This is a genomic window from Hydrogenophaga sp. (genome assembly GCF_011390835.1).
In the GTDB taxonomy this organism is placed as follows: domain Bacteria; phylum Pseudomonadota; class Gammaproteobacteria; order Burkholderiales; family Burkholderiaceae_C; genus Hydrogenophaga.
The window spans coordinates 1-20,510 of record NZ_JAABRQ010000023.1 but is presented as its reverse complement, the minus strand read 5'-3'; the positions used below and the strand labels follow the sequence as shown (position 1 = coordinate 20,510).

Genomic DNA, 20,510 nt, shown 5'->3' with positions numbered 1-20,510 from the left:
GCGTCAGAAGTCCAGCAGGCGCCAGCTGCTCTTGCCGCTGTTGCCGGTGCGCTCACTGGCGCCCTGGCCGGGCAGCTCGCTGCGCAACGGTGCGATGTCGTAGGCAGGCGCGCCGTTCTTGGGCTGGACTTCGATGCGCTGGGTTTGGCCGCCCACGCGCAGCTCATCGATGCGGGTCAGCTGGTCTTCGTGGGTGATGCTCTGCACCCGCTGGCCGGGCGGCAGGGGCGCGCTTTCCGGCGGATTCGCCACGGGCGCCTGGGCACCAGCCGAGAGGCAAAAGCCCAGCGCGAGCGCAGGCAGGAAGGAGCGGGTCAGGGACAGCATGCCCCATTGTAGGCAAGGGGAGACGGGAGGCCGGGCGATGGGCTGGGCCACCTGCCAATTTCCCCGACAATGACCGCATGTCTGACACCTCTGCGCCCTCCGATCGTCCTGTTTTGCTGCTGGTGGACGGCTCCAGCTACCTGTACCGGGCGTTTTTTGCCGGTGGCGAAAGCATGAGCACCACCTTGCCGGATGGCACGGTGCAAAAAACCGGCGCCATCCGCATCCTGATCAACATGATGCAAAAGCTGCTCAAGGACTACCCGAGCGCTTACGCCGCCTGCGTGTTTGACGCCAAGGGCCCGACCTTTCGGGACGAGATCTACCCCGCCTACAAGGAGCAGCGCAGCCCCATGCCCGACGATCTGCGCTCGCAGATCGCACCGATCCGCGAGGTCGTCAAGCTGATGGGCTGGCCGGTGCTTGATGTGCCCGGAGTCGAGGCCGATGACGTGATCGGCACGCTGGCGGTGGCCGCAGCGCGGCAGGGTATGAAGGTGGTGATCTCCAGTGGCGACAAGGATCTGGCGCAACTGGTCAACGAGCAGATCAGCATCATCGACACCATGAGCGGCAAGCGGCGCGATCTGGCCGGTGTGCAGGAAGAGTTTGGAGTGCCCGCCAGCCTGATGGTGGACTACCAGATTCTGGTGGGTGACACCGTGGACAACGTGCCCGGTGTGAACAAGGTCGGCCCCAAAACCGCCGTCAAGTGGCTGACCGAATACGGCTCGTTGCAGGGCATCGTGGACAACGCGGCGAACATCAAAGGGGCTGTGGGCGAGAGCCTGCGCCAGGCGCTCGACTGGTTGCCCATCGCGCGCCAGCTGCTGACCGTCAAGACCGATTGCGATTTGAATGGCTGGGTGCCCGATCTGCCTTCGCTGGAGGCGATTCGCATGGGCGAGCCCATGACTGAGCCGCTGCGCGCCTTTTACGAGACCTATGGCTTCAAGGGGCTGGCCAAGGCAGTGGCCGGCGCCGAGCCGAAGGCCGCGCCGGCGCCCCAAGCGGCGAAGGCGGCCGCAGCCGCCGCACCGGGCCTGTTTGACGAGGCGGCGCCCGACACGCCCAGCGCGGCGTCGACCATGGCCTACGACACTGTGCTGACCTGGGACGCATTCGACGCCTGGCTGCAGCGCGTCATGGCGGCGGAGCTGGTGGCGGTGGACACCGAAACCACGTCGCTGGATGAGATGGTGGCGCAGATCGTGGGCATCAGCTTCAGCGTGAAGCCCGGCGAAGCGGCCTACATCCCGCTGGCCCATGCCGGGCCTGACGCGCCGGCTCAGCTGCCCATGGACGAGGTGCTGGCGAGGCTCAAACCCTGGCTTGAAAACCCGGCCCATCTGAAGCTCGGGCAGCACATCAAGTACGACCGCCACGTGTTCGCCAACCACGGCATCGAGGTGCAGGGCTATGCACACGACACCATGCTGCAAAGCTATGTGCTCGAAGTGCATAAGCCCCATGGCCTGGCCAGCTTGGCCGAGCGCCACCTGGGCCGCAGCGGCATCGCCTACGAGGACCTGTGTGGCAAGGGCTCGCACCAGATCCCGTTTGCGCAGGTCGATGTGGCCAAGGCCGCTGAGTATTCGTGTGAAGACAGCGACCATACGCTGGATGTGCACCGCGTGTTGTGGCCTCAATTGCAAGCCGACAGTCAGCCGGGAAGAGGGTTGCGTTTCATCTACGAACTGGAGATCGCCAGCAGCGAGGTGCTGTATCGCATCGAGCGCAACGGTGTGCTGATCGACGCGCCCACGCTGGCCAAACAGAGCCACGAGCTGGGCCAGCGCATTCACGCGCTGGAGCAGGAAGCCTACGAGATCGCTGGACAGCCGTTCAACCTGGCCAGCCCCAAACAGCTGGGCGAAATCTTCTTCGACAAGCTCGGCATGCCGGTGATCAAAAAGACCGCGACCGGCGCGCGCAGCACCGACGAGGAGGTGCTGGAAAAACTGGCCGAAGACTATCCGCTGCCGGCCAAGCTGCTGGAGCACCGCGGCCTGTCCAAGCTCAAGGGCACCTACACCGACAAGCTGGCCCAGCTCGCTTTGCCGCGAACCGGGCGCGTGCACACCCACTACGCCCAAGCCGTGGCCGTGACCGGGCGGCTATCCAGCAACGACCCCAACCTGCAGAACATCCCCATTCGAACGCCCGAAGGCCGGCGTGTGCGCGAGGCGTTTGTGGCGCCCTCGGGCAGTGTGATCGTCAGCGCTGACTATTCGCAGATAGAGCTGCGCATCATGGCCCACCTCAGCAGCGACAGCGCGCTGTTGCGTGCGTTCAAGGCGGGCGAAGACGTGCACCGGGCCACGGCGGCCGAGGTGTTCGGCGTGGACGTCGCCCAGGTGAGCAACGAGCAGCGCCGCTACGCCAAGGTCATCAACTTCGGGCTGATCTATGGCATGGGGGCTTTCGGCCTGGCCAAGTCCTTGGGCATCGACAACACCGCGGCCAAAAACTACATCACGCGCTATTTCGAACGCTTCTCTGGCGTCAAGCAATACATGGACGACACCCGCGAACGGGCCAAAGCCCAGGGCTATGTGGAAACCGTCTTTGGCCGCCGCCTCGTGCTCGACGGCATCCAGAGCCAGAAAGGCGCCCGTCTGGCCGCGCTCGAACGCCAGGCCATCAACGCCCCCATGCAAGGCACGGCGGCCGATCTCATCAAGCTCGCCATGGTCGCGGTTCAGAGAACGCTGGACGAGCAGGGCAAAGCCACGAAGATGATCATGCAGGTGCACGACGAACTGGTGTTCGAGGTGCCCGAGGCCGAAGTCGAGTGGCTCAAGGCCGAAGTGCCCAAGCTGATGGCCGGCGTGGCCGAGCTCCAGGTGCCACTGCTGGCTGAGGTGGGCGTGGGTCCGAACTGGGACCAGGCGCATTGATCGCTTGCTCCGAGTAGGGCGGCGGTAGCTTCTCGTCGGGCCCTGCGGGAACCTGCTTTCCGTGACAGACTCCACACGTTTCCCCCAACCCCCTATATTGGAGAACCGCATGTTCAATGACAACCTGTCACAAGACCTTGACGCCCTGTTGCCTGGCCAATCGACTGCCCAGGGTGCCACCCGCCGCACGGCCCTTAAGGCTGCGCTGGGCGTGGGCTACGCGGCTTCGGCTCTGCCCATCATGGCGCAGACGGCGATCAAGACCCCTTCCGCCGGCCTGACCTCCGGTGAGGTGATGATCGATGTGAATGGCTTCAAGATGCCGGCCTATCGGGCCGCGCCCGAGGGCAAAACCGGTTTGCCGGTGGTGCTGGTGTTGTCGGAGATTTTCGGTGTGCACGAGTACATCGCCGACACCGCGCGCCGTTTTGCCCAAGCGGGCTACCTGGCGATTGCACCCGAACTCTTTGTGCGCCAGGGCGACGCGCAGAGCTACGGCGAGATGGCCAAGCTGATCGCCGAGGTGATTTCCAAGGTGCCCGACGCCCAAGTGATGCAAGACCTGGACGCCACGGTCCAGTGGGCGGCTGCCAACGGCGGAGACACCAACAAGCTGGGCGTGACCGGTTTCTGCTGGGGCGGGCGCCAAACCTGGCTATACGCGGCCCACAATCCCAAGGTCAAGGCCGGTGTGGCCTGGTATGGGCGACTGGTCGGGCAGGCCTCCGACCTTACGCCCCGGCACCCGGTGGATATCGGCGCCAATCTCAACGGGCCGGTGCTCGGCCTCTACGGCGCCGCCGACACCGGCATCCCGCTTGACACGGTTGATAAGATGAAGACTGTGCTGAGTGGTGGCAATGCAGCATCCAAGGCGTCGACCTTTGTCGTCTACCCCGCTGCGCCGCATGCCTTTCATGCAGACTATCGGCCCAGCTTCCGCAAGGAAGCCGCCGAAGACGGCTGGAAGCGTGCCACCGCCTGGTTCAAGCAGCACGGCGTGGCCTGAACTGGCTCGCTCGCTGTCACCGGGGCCGCGGATGCGGCCCCTTTTTGCGTCTGAACATTTGCTGGAAGCGGCTTCTTCTCCATGACCCTGATCGCAATTCTCCTGGGCACCGTGGCCGCTGGCGTTGGCAGCGTCTGGCTTGCGGCCGTCCTGAGCTTTGCCATGCTGGCGCGCTACACGCAGCACATGCTGAGCCTGGCCGCCGGTGCGCTCATGGCCACGGCCTTCATGCACCTACTGCCCGAAGCCTTCGAGAGTCAGGCCAGTGCGCACGAGCTGTTTGCCTGTCTGCTGGGTGGTCTGGTGTTTTTCTTCCTGCTCGACAAGGCCGAGCTCTGGCACCATGGCCATGAGCATCACCAGGGGATACCCGACCCGGCGGCACCTTCGCAGGTCGCGCACGCAGAGGCAGTCGGTCACGCCGGGCACCACCACGGCCATCACCATGCCCACGGCAGCGAACACCGCGCCGGCGGCTGGACCGTGCTGGCCGGCGACAGCGTGCATGCATTCGGCGACGGCATCCTGATTGCCTCAGCGTTTCTGGCCGACATGCGCCTGGGCGTGGTCGCTGCACTGGCTGTGCTGGCGCATGAGGTGCCGCATCACATGGGCGACCTGGTGGTCCTGCGCCAAACCTCAGGAACCCAGCGTGCAGCACTGGTGAAGGTGTCGATGGCGGGCACGGTCACCGCCATCGGGGGCGTGACGGGCTACCTCCTGCTCTCGAGCTTTGAGGATTTCCTGCCGTATTTCCTGGTGCTGGCTTCCAGCAGCTTTGTTTATGTGGCCCTGGCTGACCTGATTCCGCAGCTGCAAAGGCGCCTGAGCCTGGGGGAAACCGCCGCTCAGGTGGCTTGGCTGGGGGTGGGCATCGGTCTGGTGACCCTGGTCAGCAGCTTCGCCCACCACGCGCATTGATCCGCCACGCGCTGAGCCATCACGCCCCGGTGGAGCGCCCGAATCGGAACTGAAACTCCGCGCCGCGACCCACCGCACCCGCGCCAGAAATCTTGCCACCGTGCCGCTCGATGATGCGTCGAACGGTGGCCAGCCCGATGCCAGAGCCCTGAAATTCGCTGGGCTGGTGCAAGCGGGTGAAGGGCTTGAACAAACGGTCTGAGCGGGTCATGTCGAAACCCGCCCCGTTGTCACGAACAAAAAACACGTCGCCGGGCTGGTCTGGAGTGCGACCGAACTCGATCCGGGGCGCTTGTGCCTTGTGCGAGTATTTCCAGGCATTGCCCAGCAGGTTTTCAAGCACGATCTGCGCCAGGCGCGCATCGCAGTTGGCGATGAGCCGGGTCTCGATGATCACGTCCACCGTGTGCTCGGGGTCGCGGTGCCGTTCCTGCCGGATCACGTCCTCGGCGATCTCGCTCAGGTTGACCTCGGTTCGCTGCAGCTGGGTCTGGCTGACCCGCGCCAGCGCCAGCAGGTCGTTGATCAGTCCGTGCATGCGCTGCGCCGACGCCATGACGCGCGATATGAGAATCTGGTCGTCGGGTGTGCAGCGCGGCGCGGCCTGCTCCTGCAGCATGTGCATAAAACCATCGATGGAGCGCAGCGGCGACTTCAGGTCGTGCGAGACCGAGTACGCAAAGGTGTCGAGCTCGCGATTGAGCAGCTCCAGTTCGGCCGTCCGGTCGGCTACCCGCTGCTCCAGCGTGGCCTGCAGCTTGTGCAGATCGCGGTCGCGATGCAGGCGCAGCAACTCGGAGTTGCAACGGCTGGCGAAGATTGTGATCAGGGCCTTCATGTCGGGGGCGGGCTCTGTGTGTTCGAGCCAGAAAACACCCAGCAAGCCGATCGCTGAGCCGTCGTCATCACGCATGGCCACGCCTGCATAAGAGCCCAGGGGATGGGTTGCCGGTTCGGGGCAGAGGGGCGGCGAATCGTCTGGTCCCAGGTTCGTGAACCACAGGCCGGTCGATCCCAGCGTCTCGGTGAACACCGTTGCGTTGAGGTCGTGCGCGGTGCCCTGGTCTGTTTGTCCATTGCAGGCCAGGGCCAGCGCACGGAGCCCGCCGTCAGGCCTAGTCTCGGCTACCACCACCCCACGCGCGCCGATGGCCTGGGCCAGCTGTTGCACCAGAGACTGGAAAAAAGCGTCTCCAGTGTGAGCTGATAGGCCCTTGGCGATGCTCAGGAGCAGGTCTGCCTTGCGCTTCTCTTCCGTCACGTTCAGGGTGAAGGCCAGGTTGCAAGGCTCGTTCTCCAGCTCGATGCGCTCGGACCAGATCTTCACGTCCACCGGATCGCCTTGTTTGCTGCGCATGCGGGTTTCGAAGCCCATGAGCCGCCCTTGAAGCCGCAGTGCATCGATGTAGGCAGTGCGGTCGGCTTCGCTCAGCCAGACCCCGGCAGCCACCGACGTGCGCTCCATGAAGTCTTCGCGGGAGTAACCCAGCACGCGCTCATTGGCAGGGTTGACTTCAAGAAACAGGCCGTCGGACATGCGGGTGATGGTCATGCCCAGCGGGCTGAAATTGAAGGCCTTGGAGAAGCGCTCCTCGGACTGCTGGAGCGCTTCGCGCGATTTTTCTTCGGCGCTCATATCAAGCACAATGCCGATCATGAGCCGCTTGTTGCCCTGCTGGATGATCTCGGCGTAGACCAGCGAATCGAACAGGGAGCCGTCGCGCCGCCGGCCACGTGCACGCATGCCGCTTACCCGGCCGTGCGACCTCAGGGTGGCCCGAAAGACTTGCTCTTCGATCGGGTCGGCCCACAAGTTCGGCGGTGGGTAGCCCACCAGCTCTTCCCGCGAGTAGCCGCACATGACGATGTAGGCCTCGTTGGCATCCTCCAGCAGGCTTGTCTCCATCGACTGCACCATGGAGGCCGCAGGGTTGTTGCGAAACAGGGACTTGAATCGTTCCTTGGTGGCGCGCAGGGCGATTTCTGCCTCGTGAGCCAGTGTGAGCGCATCCTCTTGCCTCTCGAAGGCTTCCTGGAGTCGGTACTGACCCGCCAGTGCACTGACCAACACGATCGCCACCACCGTGACCTGGATCACCCAGACAGTCCAGCCGGTGGGCGGCAGCATACCCGGCAGCATGCCCCGTTGTTCGAGCCAGTTGATCACCCCTAGCGCCACGATGGTGTACAGCGCCACTGCGACCATTTTTGCCCTTGAGAGGAAGGTGCCCGCCAGCGCGATGGACGCTAGCATGACGAACACCCCTGCACTGCGCACGCCACCGGTGAGCAGGGTGGTGATAGTGGCGCTCGCCAGCACGATCAGCACCAAGCCATGTGCGGCGAGGACCACGCGCTTTCGATAGAACAGGAACCCCAGTAGCCACACCAGTACGCAACAGGCGACGATCAGAAGGGTGACCGTTGTGATCCCGTCGCGCAGGAAAACGGCGAGCGCGATCGCCGGGACTGCGGCGCCCGCTGCCAGCAAGAGCGTGCGCAGGGCTCTGACGCGGTGCTGGTCGAGCGCGCCAGACGGGTCGCCGGGTCGATGCTCGCCCGGCTGGGGTGAGTGTTGCTCGGGCATTAGGTGGTCACGGTTTGGGGTGGACGGATGGCCTGAGCCAGTGAAATGAAGGATGGCACCTTCGCCCGGTCTGGCATTGCAACTGAGCATGCCACCACACCAGCCTAGTGTCCTTGCAAGTCCTTGCGAATCGGGTACCGCGCTGATGCCCGCATTCAGGACGCTTGCGCACCCAAGAATCCCTGAGCCGCGAACGAGAGATGTTGGGCATATTCAACGGACTCCCCATCTTGATCGTGCTGATCGATCGAACCCTAAGCGCTTTGCGCCAGCGCATGGGCGCGTAACAAAGGATGGCCAGGGGTCATGCAGCGACATGGGGTTGAGACGTGATTCGAAGAAGGGGGGTTTTGCACAGCGAGAAGCGAAACGTGGCCCCGGTGCCCGGCTCGGCCTCTCCACGGATGCTGCCGCCGTGCCGCTCCACGATGCGGTGCACGGTGGCCAGGCCGATGCCTGTACCCTCGAATTCGCTGGGCATGTGCAGGCGCTGAAAGGGCTTGAAGAGCTTGTCCGCCTGGGCCATGTCGAAGCCCACGCCGTTGTCCCGAACGAAGAGTTCGCCGGGTTCGCCCGTCTCGCAGCCCAGCTGGCCCAGCTCAATCAGCGGGTCGGGTCGTTTGCTGGTGTATTTCACCGCGTTGCCGAGCAGATTCTCCAGGGCGATGCGAGCCAGCCGCTCGTCGCAATGGCAGGTCAGGCCGGGCGTAATCTGCCAGCGCAGAGCGCGTTCGGGGTACTTCTCCTGTTCGCTCTGCAAGATCTGGTTCGCGAGGGCGCTCAAGTCCACCGCCGACAGCTCGAGCGGACCCTGACTGACCCGCGCCAGTGCCAGGAGATCGGCGATCAAGGTGCTCATTCGGCGGGTCGCACCCAGCACGCGCTCGAACAGCACCTGCTCCTCAGGCTGCAGGCGCCCGCCCAGCTGCTCGCCCAGCAGTCGGGTGAAGCCGTCGATCGTGCGCAACGGGGATTTGAGGTCGTGTGACACCGAGTAGGCGAAGGAGTCCAGCTCGGCGTTGAGCTTCTGTAATTCGGCAGTGCGGTCGTGCACCCGCCGCTCCAGCCCGGCGTTGAGCCGCTGGATCTCGCGGTCGCGATGCAGGCGCACCAGTTCGGCGTTGGCCCGGCTGGCAAAGATCGCAATCAGGGCGCGGGCCTCGCTGCCAAGTTGCACGGGCTGGCGCCAGTACGCGTTGAGCAGACCGATCGGCGTGCCGTCTTCATCCCGAAGCGACTGGCCGGCGTAGGCTTGAAACCCGTCGCTGGTGATGACTTGATGCTGTGTGAAGTGCTGGGCAAGTGCGCTCTCGAAAATGCACAGATCGGGCTGGCCCAGCGCCACGGCGCAGGGAGAGCCTTCGAGCGGGACGGTGAGGTTGGTGCCGGGAGCGCCGTCCTTCCAGACTGTAAGGGTGCGCAGGTGCTCGTCAGTACCCAGTTCACCCACGCTGACCATGTCGGCGCCAATCGCCTGCGCCATGTGCAGCGTGAGCGCGCTGAACAAGGCGTCGCCAACCGGTCCGGCCATGCCGCTGCTGAGCGCCATCAGCTGGGCTTCGCGGCGCTTTTCTTCGGTGGTGTTGACAAAGCAGGAGAGGATGCAGTCCTCGCCGTCGATCTCGATCCGCTCGGCCCACATCTTGGCGTCGATCAGCTGGCCATCGGCGTGCCGCATGCGGGTTTCGTAGGCACTCACATGACCTTCCCGCAGGATGCGAGCGATGAAGGCCTGGCGCTCCTGTGGGCTCAGCCAGCCACCGGTGTCGAGGGTGGATTTGCCCAGCAGCTCTTGGCGCCGCATACCCTGCACGGGATCGCGTGCCTGATTCACCTCCACGAAGGTACCGTCGCTCAGCCGGGTGATGGTCATCTTCAGCGGACTGAAATTGAAAGCTTTCGCAAACCGCTCTTCGGATTGCTTCAGTTTGTCCAGCGCCAGCGTTTGCACGCTGATATCAGTGACCGTGGAGATGAGCAGCTTGTCCTCGGGGTCGTTACCCAATTCGCTGCAGACCAGGGCGTCGAAGGTGGTGCCGTCTGCGCGCACGCCTTTGCATTGGAAATCGAGCACCTGGCGCTTCTCGATCAGGTATTGAAGGTAGAGTTCGCGCTGACTGGAGTCGGCCCAGAGAACAGCGTCATCACGCCCCTTGATCTGATCACGTGTAAATCCGTAGCATCGCTCGAAAGCCGGATTGACGTCCAGGATCAGGCCATCGCGGGCCGACTGCGCCAGCATGGGCGTGGGGCTCGTGCGGAAGATGCGCGCGAAGCGTTCCTGGCTGCGGTCTCGTTCCTGCTCGGTGCGGCGATGGGCCTCAAGCTCGGATAGGAGTTGAGCATTCGCTCTGTGCGAGTTCTGCCGCGAGTAGTACACGACGATGGCGACGACCACCACCGTGGCCATGTAGACGACCACGGTGGTGGCGGTCACATGCATCACGGGGGCATGCATCCATCCATTTTTTTCGATCCACAACAGTACCGCCATGGCGCAGCATGTGAATGCCACCGAAACCAAAAGCGCGCCACGCTCCAGGAAGACACCAGCAACAGCCACACCAGCAACGAAGAGCATCACCCCCGACGAACGCAGCGAACCGAAGGTCAATACACCCACAACGGCTGCAAACAAGATGCCAAATACGATAAGGTGTGGCACGTAGCGGCTGTAGCCGAAGCGGAGGAAGAAAATAGCACTCCAAGCTAGCCCAGCAACGAGCACAGGGACCAGGGCATCTGCTGGCCGTACGGAGAAAAAGTAGAGGTATGGCCCCATGAGGGTGGAGACCACACCGAGCACCATTGCGACGACTTGCAGGGCACCATGCAGTGCGCGATCCGGCTTCGCCACCGGCGTGCCAGCGTGGAGATTGTTGGTGGGCATGGCAGGCTGGCTCATCGCCGCAGAATAATGAGTTGGGTACGGCTGCGTTCATGCATCCGCCAATGGACGTGTTATCGGCCTGGTGACAGGGAACTTAAGACGACGCGCAGGGCAGACCTGGCGTGTTGCACCACTCACTCCAGCTGCCGGGAAACAGGGCTGTCCGACCCACCCCGGCCAGCTCCATGGCCAGCAGATTGGGAATCGCGCTCACGCCGCTGCCGCAGTGGTGAACCACTGAGGCCGGGTCCCGGCCAGCGAGCAGTTGCTCGAACTCGGCGCGGAGCTGAGCGGCTGGTTTGAAGCGGCCGTCAGGCCCGATGTTGTCGGCAAACGGCCGGTTGAGTGCACCGGGGATGTGACCCGCCACCGGATCCAGCGGCTCGACCTCGCCACGAAACCGGGCGCTGGCCCGGGCGTCGACCAGGGTCTGTGCGGGATCCCCCAGACATTTCATCAGGTCCGCGGTGTGTCGGACCACCACCAGAGGATCGCCCAGCACGAAGTTGCCCTCGGCGGGCGGAGCGGAGGTGCCGCTAACCACCGCACCACCTGCTGCCTGCCAGGCGGCGAGACCGCCATCGAGCACCGCGACCGGTTCATGGCCGCACCACTTGAGCATCCACCACAGCCGGCCACAGTAGTTTGCGCCCTGGCGGTCATAGACCACGGCTTGCATGCCGGCGTTCAACCCCTGGCGGCGAAGCCAGGCGGCAAATTGGGACCGGTCAGGCAGGGGGTGGCGTCCTCCGCTGGCGTTGTGCGTGGGATCGTGGCCACTGAGGTCGTGGTTCAGGTCGGCAAACACCGCGCCCGGCAGGTGGGCGGACTGGAATTGCTCGGCGCCGGCGGCGGGGTCGGTCAGGTTGAAGCTGCAATCGAAAACCCGGATCGAGGTTGGATCCAGGGCTTGCAGCTGTTCGGGCGAAATCAGGGTCGGGTACATGCGCTCGATTGTGGGGCGCCCTTTGGCGCCAAGAAAGGCTACAAAAGTTTTAGTGGCGCAGTTCCGGTGTGCAGGCTGTCACGCGCTCAGTGTCCCTCGGCAGGCGCGTTGGGAATGGCGCGCGCCCGCAGCACTGTGGCGGTGATGCCGCTGAAGATGATCAGCCCCATGCCCAACCACCCGATCCAGGGCAGTTCGTCACCGAACAATGTCAGGCTGTAGAAGCCCGCGAACACGATGCCCGAGTACTGCAGGTTGGCCACAACCATGGTGGCGCCGCGCGAGTAGGCCCTCGTCATGCAGAGCTGGCCAAACACCGCCAGCAGGCCGATGGGCAGCAGCCACAAAGCGCTCGGCCAATGCCAGGCGCTGACACCGGCAAAGGCCATGCCCAGGGCGCCTGCCACCACCGCTGCGATGGAAAAATAGAACACGGTGCGGCTTTCGGGTTCGCCGGCGCGCGCCAGGGCGGCTACCTGCAGATAGGCAAAGGCAGAGAAGATCCCGGAGAACAGGCCGACCAGCGCGCCGGTCATCTGCTCCGGGTTGAAGGTAGGGCGCAGCATCAGGGCCACGCCGGCAAAGCCGATCAGCACCGTGATGAACAGCGGGCTCTGGTGCCGCAGCGGCATCTGGTTTTTCTGCATCAGTACCGCACCACCAAGCAGAAAGGTCGCGATCCAGATGCTGCTCATGTAGTTCAGCGTCACCGCGGTCGCCAGCGGCAGGGCGGCGATGGCATAGAACCAGGAGGTGAGCGCGATCACGCCCACCAGGCTGCGCCAGAAATGCATCATGGGCAGGCGGGTGCGCAGCGAAACGCTGCGCACCCGCGTGAGCATGATCAAGAAAATCATGCCCACCAAGCCGCGGTAGAACACGATCTCGAAGCTGTTGAAGTGGTCGGACGCGTACTTGATGCACACGCCCATGGTCGCAAAAAAGAAGGACGCGAGCAGCATCCAGAGGGCTTGCATGGAGTGTGATGTGAAAGTGAGGCAGCAGGATCGAAGCGGTCACGATCATAGCCAGCGCAGCGCCGGGTCAGTGCGCCTGTGCGACCCAACAGGAAGCGAGTGGACGCCAAACCCAGTGGCGCAGCGGAACCGGCTCAGCCGGGCCGCGGTGCGCCGCCACCTCGGGGGGGGGGTGACGCCGCAGGCAGCGCGGGCGGGATCACATCTTCCTGCGATACCACTCGTGAAAGTGCTGCATGCCGTCTTCCATCGGGCTCTGGTATGGCCCCACCTCGTTGTCGCCGCGCGCCAGCAAGGCCTGGCGCCCGGCGTCCATGCGTTCGGCGATCTCGTCGTCTTCGATGCAGGTTTCCATGTAGGCGGCGCGCTGCGCCTCCACAAACTCGCGCTCGAAGGCCACGATTTCCTCCGGGTAATAGAACTCCACCATGTTCAGCGTCTCGGTCGGGCTCACCGGGTGCAGGGTCGAGACTGTGAGCACATGCGGGTACCACTCCACCATGATGTGCGGGTAGTAGGTGAGCCAGATGGCGCCGTGTGCCGGTGGTTGGCCCCCGCGGTATTTCATCAGCTGCTCGTGCCAGCGCTGGTAGGTCGGGCTGCCGGCTTTGTCGAGCAGGTTTTGTGCGCCCACTGTCTGCACCGAATACTCGGGTTTGAGCTCCCAGCGCAGGTCCTCACAGGTGACAAACTGGCCCAGTCCGGGGTGAAACGGCCCCACGTGGTAATCCTCCAGGTAGACCTCGATGAAAGTCTTCCAGTTGTAGTGGCAGGTGTGCAGCTCCACGTGGTCGAGCACCATGCCATCAAAATTCAGCGCCTCGCGAGGCCCCATGCCGGCCAGGTCGGCGGCAATGTCGCGCCCGTTGTCTTCAAACAGCAGGCCGTTCCACTCGCGCAAACCGTAGTTGTTCAGGTCCAGGCAGGGATCGTTTGAAAAATGGGGTGCACCCAGCAGGTTGCCGACGGGTGACTGGCCCTGGCCGCCGCTGTAGGTCCATCGGTGCAGCGGGCAGACGATGTTGCCACCTGCACTACCCGGCTGGGTGGTGCCGAGGTTGCCGCGCCCTTTGAGCATGATCGCTTGGCGGTGGCGGCAGACATTGGAGACGAGTTCCACACCCCGTTCGGTGCGCACCAGAGCCCGGCCGCCTTTTTCCTGGGACAGGACGTGGTAATCGCCCGGGTTGGGTACCGAGAGCTGGTGCCCCACGTACCGGGGGCCATGCTGGAAGAGGGTTTCCAGTTCACGCTGGAACAGCGCTGGGTCGAAATAGCTGGAAACCGGGAGTTGGCTTCTGGCCTGCTGAAGTTGAAGACTTAAATCAGACATGAGGTCCTGACCTAGAGACTCCCCCTATAAAGGGGCAGGGTAAGCGCTGCTCGAGAAGACGAATTCGCGCGGGATGGGTGAAGTGGTGCGTCCCTCCGGGCAGCCAGGGCCCGTCAGTAAAGAAAAAAAGAGGGGGGAGTGTACCCCAGGGGGTGACCATGGCGCTGCTCCGGGCATTGGGATGTAAGGGTGTCGCCTGGGCTGGACAGGGCTGCGGGGCTAGAATTCAAGCGTTGCTCGGCTGCGCACCATAGGCGGTTTCGCCCGTGCCCGGCCCGGCGCCTAATTCCACCCCGCATGACCCCACCATCTCCCCGCACCACCAAGCCGTCTGCCACCGCTACCCTGGACCCAGTCGCACCCAGCTATGAGGCTGCGCTTGACGAGCTGGAGCAGCTGGTGTCCCAGCTTGACGCGGGGCAGCTGCCCCTGGACCAGCTGCTGTCGCGCTACCAGCGCGGCGCCCAGCTGCTGGCCTTTTGCCGCGCGAGGCTTGATGCGGTGGAGGATCAGATCAAGGTGCTTGAAGGTGGCGAACTCAAAACCTGGAACGCGGAGTGAATCACCCGTCGGACGCTCTCGCTCACTTTGAGCTCTGGCGCAGCACGCACCAGGCGGACGTGGAGCGTGCCCTGTCGACCTGGGTGACCGCTGACGCGCCAGCCGGCCTGGGTGAGGCCATGCGCTACGCGGTGCTTGACGGCGGCAAGCGGCTGCGGCCCCTGTTGGTGCTGGGCACCAGCGAAGCGGTGGGCGGTGGGCGCGAGTCGGCCCTGCGCGCGGCCTGCGCGGTCGAGTTGATCCATGCCTATTCCCTGGTGCACGACGACATGCCGTGCATGGACAACGATGTGCTGCGTCGAGGCAAGCCCACGGTGCACGTGCAATTTGGGGAAGCCCAGGCCCTGCTGGTGGGCGATGCGCTGCAGGCGCTGGCCTTCGAGCTGCTGGTTCCCGAGTCCGGCGTCGAACCGCAGCTGGGCAGCACCTTGTGCCGCCTGTTGGCGCGTGCCTCGGGCGGGCAAGGCATGGCGGGTGGCCAGGCCGTGGACCTCGCGAGCATCGGACTCGCGCTGGACCAGACCGCGCTGGAGCACATGCACCGCCTCAAGACCGGCGCCCTGCTGCAAGCCAGCGTGATGATGGGCGCAGCCTGCGGCGCGCCTGATGAAAACGCCACCGCCGAGCTGCAGCGCTTCGGCGCTGCATTGGGCCTGGCCTTCCAGGTGGTTGATGACGTGCTCGATGTCACCGCCGACGCCGCTACCCTGGGCAAAACCGCGGGCAAAGACGCGGCGGCCGACAAGCCCACTTTTGTCTCGCTGATGGGTCTGGAGTCGGCCCAGGCTTATGCCGACCGGCTGCTCGGGCAGGCACACCTTGCCTTGCAGGCCACCGGGTTGCCGCGCGTCTCGCCCCTGCACGCCCTGACCGACTGGGTCGGTCGCCGCACCCACTGAACACCGGATACCGACACATGAGTTCCCTGCTTTCCACAATCGACTCGCCAGCAGACCTGCGCCGCCTCTCGCGCCAGCAGTTGCTGCCTCTGGCCGATGAGCTTCGCAGCTTTTTGCTGGAGAGCGTGGCGCGCACGGGTGGCCATCTCGGATCCAACCTCGGCACGGTGGAGCTCACCGTGGCGTTGCACTACGTGTTCAACACGCCCGAAGACCGGCTGGTCTGGGACGTGGGTCACCAGACCTACCCGCACAAGATCCTCACCGGTCGGCGCGACCGCATGCACACGCTGCGCCAGCTGGACGGCATCAGCGGTTTTCCGCGTCGCGACGAAAGCGAGTACGACACTTTTGGCACCGCGCACTCGTCCACCAGCATCTCGGCTGCATTGGGCATGGCGCTGGCCGCCAAGATCAAGGGCGATGAACGCAACGCCGTGGCCATCATCGGTGACGGCGCCATGTCGGCCGGCATGGCATTTGAAGCACTGAACAACGCCGGCGTGGCCGAAGGCCGCCTGCTGGTGGTGCTGAATGACAACGACATGTCAATCTCGCCGCCGGTGGGTGCGCTCAACCGTTACCTGGCCCAGCTCATGAGCGGCCAGTTCTACGCGGCAGCCAAGAGCGTGGGCAAGCAGGTGCTGCGCAACGCGCCGCCGCTGTTTGAACTGGCCAAGCGGCTTGAAGAGCAAGCCAAGGGCATGGTGGTGCCCGCCACCCTGTTTGAGAAGTTCGGCTTCAACTACATCGGCCCCATCGACGGCCACGATCTCGATTCGCTGATCCCCACGCTGGAAAATATCCGACACCTGCTGGAGAACGACAGCGGCCCACAGTTCCTGCATGTGGTCACCAAAAAAGGGCAGGGCTACAAGCTGGCCGAAGCCGATCCGGTGGCTTACCACGGTCCGGGCAAGTTCGATCCGGCGGTGGGCCTGACCAAGCCCGCTACCGCGCCCAAGACCACCTTCACCCAGGTCTTTGGTCAATGGCTGTGCGACATGGCCGCGGCCGATCCGCGCCTGGTCGGCATCACGCCCGCCATGCGCGAGGGTTCGGGCATGGTCGAATTTGAACGGCGCTTCCCAACGCGCTACTTCGACGTGGGCATCGCCGAGCAGCACGCGGTGACCTTCGCCGCCGGCCTCGCATGTGAAGGTCTCAAGCCGGTGGTCGCGATTTACTCGACCTTTCTCCAGCGCGGCTACGACCAGCTGATCCACGATGTGGCGCTGCAAAACCTGCCGGTGGTGTTTGCGCTCGATCGCGCCGGCATCGTCGGTGCCGATGGCGCCACCCACGCCGGCGCCTACGACATTGCCTACCTGCGCTGTATCCCCAACATGGCGGTGGCCTGTCCGTCGGACGAGGCCGAGTGCCGCCAGCTGCTGAGCACGGCGTTTGCCCGCGAACATCCGGTGGCGGTGCGCTACCCGCGAGGAGCCGGTATCGGTGCAGCGCAGCCGGCCGGCCTGGAGCCTTTGCCCTACGGGCGGGGCGAGTGGACGCGCAACGGGCGCGGCGTGGCGATCCTGGCATTCGGTACCTTGCTGCACCCCGCGCTGGCTGCCGCCGAACGCCTGGGCGCCAGCGTGGCCAACATGCGTTGGGCCAAACCGCTGGACCTGGAGCTGTTGCGCGAACTGGCTCGCTCCCATGGTGCGCTGGTGACGCTGGAAGAGGGCTGCATCCAGGGTGGTGCGGGCTCAGCGGTGCTCGAAGCGCTGCAGGCCGAGGGCTTGAACCTCCCAGTGCTGCAGCTCGGCCTGCCCGACGAGTTTGTCGAGCACGGCGACCCTGCCAAATTGCTGTCCATGCTGGGGCTGGACGCGGGTGGTATCGAGCGCTCGGTGCGCGGCCGATTCGCCTCGCTGCTGGATGCCGCGCCTGGTCTCAAGGCGGTAGGCTGATCGTCCCGTTCGTGAGCGATGGCGGTGCCAACTGTTTTTCGTCCGAACGCTTGCGTGAGAAAATTTCAGGCCGTGATTGAAGCCTTTTGCAGCCCTCGAGAAAAGTGCGAAAAACCTTCTGATTCAAAGGGTTTGCGACTCGTTCCCAAGGGAAAACCCGTGCGGGTTGGGCGCCCGCGATCCTTACAATGCACGGGCCTAAGCGCCTTGCCCTGTTCACCTTATCCGGTGAGTGAGTCGAGTTAAGAACCCTCAAAATGGAGTAACAATACTATGGATCGTCGTTCCATCATCAAGCATGCCGGTATTGCCGGCGTGCTGGCCGCAGGAGCAGCACCCGCTGTTCATGCACAGGCCGCCATCCGCTGGCGCCTGGCTTCCAGTTTCCCCAAAGCCCTCGACACCATTTACGGCGCAGCCGAAGTGTTTGCGCAAAAAGTCAGCGACATGACGGGCGGCAAGTTCTCCATTTCGGTGCACCCGGGTGGCGAGCTTATGCCCGCCTTCGGCGTGGTCGACGGTGTGCAGCAAGGCACGGTTGAAGCCGCACACACCGCCCCCTACTATTTCCACGGCAAGAACGAAACCTTCGCCATCGGCACGGCCATCCCGTTCGGTCTGAACAGCCGCCAGCTCACCGCCTGGTACTACGACGGCAACGGCATGAAGCTGTTCCGCGAGTTCTATGACCAGTTCAACATCGTGAACTTCCCCGGCGGCAACACCGGTGCCCAGATGGGTGGCTGGTACCGCAAGGAAATCAAGACTGCTGCCGACATCAAGGGTCTGAAAATGCGCCTCGGCGGCTTTGCCGGCCGTGTGCTGACCCGCATGGGTGGCGTGCCGCAAAACATCCCTGGCGGCGAGATCTACCAGGCGCTGGAAAAAGGCACCATCGACGCCACCGAGTGGGTGGGTCCGTACGACGATGAAAAGCTGGGCTTCCAGAAGGTCGCCAAGAACTACTACTACCCAGGCTGGTGGGAGGGCGGCGCCCAGCTCGACTTCTACATCAACAAGGCCGCGTTCAACGCTTTGTCGAAAGAAAACCAGGCCATCGTCGAAGCCGCTGCCTCGCACGCGCACACAGAGATGCAGGCCCGCTACGACGCCCGCAACCCGGCTGCGCTCAAGCGACTGGTCGCTGGTGGCGCCAAGCTGCTGGCATTCCCGAAGCCGGTGATGGATCTGGCGTTCAAGGAATCCATGGCCCTGTACGGCGAGCTGAACGACACCAACCCGGCGTGGAAAAAAATCTACACCGACTACTCGACGTTCCGCAAGGACCAGAACCTCTGGTTCCGCTTCACCGAAGCCACGTTCGACCGCTACATGCAGTCGGCCAAGCTGTAATCAACGGCTCTTGCAGTCGCAAAAAACCCCGCGTGTGCGGGGTTTTTTGCGCAAGTTTTTCAGCTTTCCAGTTTCTTTTCGCGGCTCCTATCCATCCTTTCGAGAAGCCATGAGGCCCGAAGCCTCATCGTCAGACGTCCGCACAAGGGCGCCTTGTTCGCTTCCCTCACGACTCCCAACCGGGGACTCCTCATGTCGCTCTTACTCAGCCTGTCCCGTCTGATCGACGGCCTCAGCACCCTCATCGGCAAACTGGCCATGTGGCTGATTCTGGCCACCACGCTCATCAGCGCCGGCAACGCCATCGTCCGGAAAACCGTGGGCACCAGCTCCAACGCCTGGCTCGAAATCCAGTGGTACCTGTTCGCGGCGGTGTTCCTGCTGGGGGCGGGCTACGCGTTCATGAAAAATGCCCACGTGCGCATCGACTTCATTTCCAGCAAGTTCAGCGATCGCACACGCAACTGGATCGACATCGGCGGCATCATCATTTTTCTGTTCCCGCTGTGCTACATGATGGCCACACTGGCCTGGCCGGTGCTGGCCCAGGCCTATGTGTCCGGAGAGGTGTCGACCAACGCCGGTGGCCTGATCCGCTGGCCGGTCTATGCGCTCATCCCCCTGGGCTTCGCATTGCTGATGCTGCAGGGCGTATCCGAATTGATCAAACGCGCCGCTTTCCTCACTGGCGACGGTCCTGATGCGCTCAGCCACACCGGCCCGAGTGAAACCGAGTTGCTGGCCGAAGAAATCGCGGCCCAGGAAAAAGCCCGCAAGGCCGGAGCGAAATCATGATCGACCTGCTGATTAACAATTTTGTGCCGGTGATGTTTGCCGGCCTGCTGATCTTCCTGCTGGCCGGTTTTCCCGTGGCGTTTTCGCTCTCGGCGACCGGTCTGTTCTTCGGCTTCATCGGCATGGAGCTGGGCCTTTTCCCGTCCAACTTGTTTCAGGCGCTGCCGCTGCGGGTGATCGGCATCATGCAGAACGACACGCTGCTGGCGATCCCGTTCTTCACGCTCATGGGCATCATCCTGGAGCGCAGCCGCATGGCCGAGGATTTGCTGGAAACGGTGGGCCAGGTGTTTGGTCCGCTGCGTGGTGGCGTGGGCATTGCCGTGGTGCTGGTGGGTGCGCTGCTCGCCGCCACCACCGGCGTGGTCGCGGCTTCGGTGATCTCCATGGGCCTGATCGCCATGCCCATCATGCTGCGCTATGGCTACAACCGCACGATTGCCACCGGGACCATCACGGCCTCGGGCACACTGGCGCAGGCCCTGCCGCCTTCGCTGGTACTGATCGTGCTGGCCGACCAGCTTGGCCGTTCGGTGGGTGACATGTACGCCGGCGCCTTGGTTCCCGGCTTGATGCTGGTCAGCCTGTACCTGTTGTTCGTGGTCGTGGTCGCATTCGTCAAGCCCAAGTGGGTGCCAGCGCTGCCGCCCGAGGCGCGCATCTATTCCGAGCCCAGCGGTGCGAGCGGTCACCGCTCGCTGCTGGCGCTGCTGCTGTTCTGTGGCGCGGTGGCTTTCGGCTGGTCGCGCATCCACGAATCGGTCATGAACCCGTGGCTGGGTCGCGACATGCCGGCTGCGCGGGACGAGATCTTCATCCTCTCGACCACCATCGGTTCGTTTCTGGCGCTGGGCCTGGCGCTGGCCAACAAGCTGCTGGGGCTGGGACTGCTGTCGCGCCTCACTGAGCGCGTGACCTTTGTGCTGATCCCGCCGCTGGTGCTGATTTTCCTGGTGCTGGGCACGATTTTCCTGGGCATCGCGACACCCACCGAAGGCGGCGCCATGGGTGCGCTGGGCGCGCTGCTGATGGCCGCAGGCCGTCGCACATTGTCCTTCGAGCTGCTCAAGCAGGCGCTGGAGAACAGCACCAAGCTGTC

General features: G+C 64.1%; 15 protein-coding genes. 9 read left to right on the top strand and 6 right to left on the bottom strand.

Annotation, left to right across the window (positions count from 1 at the left end):
* Positions 1–3 precede the first annotated feature (3 nt).
* On the bottom strand, positions 4–327 hold the full coding sequence (locus tag GPT34_RS13600; protein ID WP_291013413.1) for a hypothetical protein: 324 nt from the start codon (positions 325–327) through the stop codon (positions 4–6).
* Between the two features lie 77 nt (positions 328–404).
* Between GPT34_RS13600 and polA the strand changes: the two genes are divergently transcribed.
* The 3 genes from polA to GPT34_RS13585 all read left to right on the top strand — a co-directional run bounded on the left by polA (position 405) and on the right by GPT34_RS13585 (position 5,157).
* Complete coding sequence (gene polA, locus GPT34_RS13595; protein WP_291013411.1) at positions 405–3,227, top strand: DNA polymerase I; 2,823 nt, start codon at positions 405–407, stop codon at positions 3,225–3,227.
* A 109-nt stretch (positions 3,228–3,336) separates the two neighbouring features.
* Positions 3,337–4,236: a dienelactone hydrolase family protein gene (locus GPT34_RS13590; protein WP_291013409.1), complete on the top strand. Its 900-nt coding sequence runs from the start codon at positions 3,337–3,339 to the stop codon at positions 4,234–4,236.
* Between the two features lie 81 nt (positions 4,237–4,317).
* Entirely contained in the window at positions 4,318–5,157 is an 840-nt protein-coding gene (locus tag GPT34_RS13585) for a ZIP family metal transporter (RefSeq protein WP_291013407.1), read from the top strand.
* Between the two features lie 19 nt (positions 5,158–5,176).
* Here the strand turns inward: GPT34_RS13585 and GPT34_RS13580 are convergent, their stop codons facing one another.
* The 5 genes from GPT34_RS13580 to GPT34_RS13560 all read right to left on the bottom strand — a co-directional run bounded on the left by GPT34_RS13580 (position 5,177) and on the right by GPT34_RS13560 (position 13,890).
* Positions 5,177–7,744 (bottom strand): PAS domain S-box protein, encoded by a 2,568-nt coding sequence (locus tag GPT34_RS13580; protein ID WP_291013405.1) that lies wholly within the window; start codon positions 7,742–7,744, stop codon positions 5,177–5,179.
* Positions 7,745–8,048: 304 nt separating this feature from the next.
* Entirely contained in the window at positions 8,049–10,634 is a 2,586-nt protein-coding gene (locus GPT34_RS13575) for a PAS domain S-box protein (RefSeq protein WP_291013403.1), read from the bottom strand.
* Positions 10,635–10,728: 94 nt separating this feature from the next.
* Positions 10,729–11,580 carry a sulfurtransferase gene (locus GPT34_RS13570; RefSeq protein ID WP_291013401.1) on the bottom strand — a complete coding sequence of 284 codons (852 nt, stop codon included), beginning with the start codon at positions 11,578–11,580 and terminating at the stop codon, positions 10,729–10,731.
* An 86-nt stretch (positions 11,581–11,666) separates the two neighbouring features.
* Positions 11,667–12,557, bottom strand: a complete 891-nt coding sequence (locus GPT34_RS13565; RefSeq protein WP_291013399.1) for a DMT family transporter — start codon at positions 12,555–12,557, stop codon at positions 11,667–11,669.
* Between the two features lie 199 nt (positions 12,558–12,756).
* Entirely contained in the window at positions 12,757–13,890 is a 1,134-nt protein-coding gene (locus GPT34_RS13560; protein WP_291013397.1) for an aromatic ring-hydroxylating dioxygenase subunit alpha, read from the bottom strand.
* A gap of 297 nt (positions 13,891–14,187) precedes the next feature.
* On the opposite strand from GPT34_RS13560, the gene xseB reads away from it, so the two are divergent.
* From xseB to GPT34_RS13530, 6 genes are all read left to right on the top strand, one after another.
* Positions 14,188–14,451: an exodeoxyribonuclease VII small subunit gene (gene xseB, locus GPT34_RS13555; RefSeq protein WP_291013395.1), complete on the top strand. Its 264-nt coding sequence runs from the start codon at positions 14,188–14,190 to the stop codon at positions 14,449–14,451.
* On the top strand, positions 14,448–15,350 hold the full coding sequence (locus GPT34_RS13550) for a polyprenyl synthetase family protein (protein WP_363356919.1): 903 nt from the start codon (positions 14,448–14,450) through the stop codon (positions 15,348–15,350). Before xseB ends, GPT34_RS13550 begins: the two co-directional genes overlap by 4 nt.
* 17 nt (positions 15,351–15,367) lie before the next feature.
* Positions 15,368–17,263, top strand: coding sequence for a 1-deoxy-D-xylulose-5-phosphate synthase (dxs, locus tag GPT34_RS13545; RefSeq protein WP_291013393.1), 1,896 nt, complete (start codon positions 15,368–15,370; stop codon positions 17,261–17,263).
* A 273-nt stretch (positions 17,264–17,536) separates the two neighbouring features.
* Entirely contained in the window at positions 17,537–18,616 is a 1,080-nt protein-coding gene (locus GPT34_RS13540; protein ID WP_291013390.1) for a TRAP transporter substrate-binding protein, read from the top strand.
* A 192-nt stretch (positions 18,617–18,808) separates the two neighbouring features.
* The gene (locus GPT34_RS13535) at positions 18,809–19,411 is read left to right on the top strand and encodes a TRAP transporter small permease subunit (protein ID WP_291013388.1); all 603 of its coding nucleotides are present in this window, start codon (positions 18,809–18,811) and stop codon (positions 19,409–19,411) included.
* A partial coding sequence (locus GPT34_RS13530) for a TRAP transporter large permease subunit (RefSeq protein WP_291013385.1) occupies positions 19,408–20,510 on the top strand: 1,103 nt, incomplete at its 3' end. The genes GPT34_RS13535 and GPT34_RS13530, both read left to right, overlap by 4 nt.

Coding starts and splice junctions, on each gene's coding strand:
- GPT34_RS13600 (WP_291013413.1), bottom strand. CDS start 327: ATGCTGTCCCTGACCCGCTCCTTCCTGCCTGCGCTCGCGCTGGGCTTT.
- polA (WP_291013411.1), top strand. CDS start 405: ATGTCTGACACCTCTGCGCCCTCCGATCGTCCTGTTTTGCTGCTGGTG.
- GPT34_RS13580 (WP_291013405.1), bottom strand. CDS start 7,744: ATGCCCGAGCAACACTCACCCCAGCCGGGCGAGCATCGACCCGGCGAC.
- dxs (WP_291013393.1), top strand. CDS start 15,368: ATGAGTTCCCTGCTTTCCACAATCGACTCGCCAGCAGACCTGCGCCGC.
- xseB (WP_291013395.1), top strand. CDS start 14,188: ATGACCCCACCATCTCCCCGCACCACCAAGCCGTCTGCCACCGCTACC.
- GPT34_RS13560 (WP_291013397.1), bottom strand. CDS start 13,890: ATGTCTGATTTAAGTCTTCAACTTCAGCAGGCCAGAAGCCAACTCCCG.
- GPT34_RS13535 (WP_291013388.1), top strand. CDS start 18,809: ATGTCGCTCTTACTCAGCCTGTCCCGTCTGATCGACGGCCTCAGCACC.
- GPT34_RS13590 (WP_291013409.1), top strand. CDS start 3,337: ATGTTCAATGACAACCTGTCACAAGACCTTGACGCCCTGTTGCCTGGC.
- GPT34_RS13540 (WP_291013390.1), top strand. CDS start 17,537: ATGGATCGTCGTTCCATCATCAAGCATGCCGGTATTGCCGGCGTGCTG.
- GPT34_RS13585 (WP_291013407.1), top strand. CDS start 4,318: ATGACCCTGATCGCAATTCTCCTGGGCACCGTGGCCGCTGGCGTTGGC.
- GPT34_RS13565 (WP_291013399.1), bottom strand. CDS start 12,557: ATGCAAGCCCTCTGGATGCTGCTCGCGTCCTTCTTTTTTGCGACCATG.
- GPT34_RS13570 (WP_291013401.1), bottom strand. CDS start 11,580: ATGTACCCGACCCTGATTTCGCCCGAACAGCTGCAAGCCCTGGATCCA.
- GPT34_RS13575 (WP_291013403.1), bottom strand. CDS start 10,634: ATGCCCACCAACAATCTCCACGCTGGCACGCCGGTGGCGAAGCCGGAT.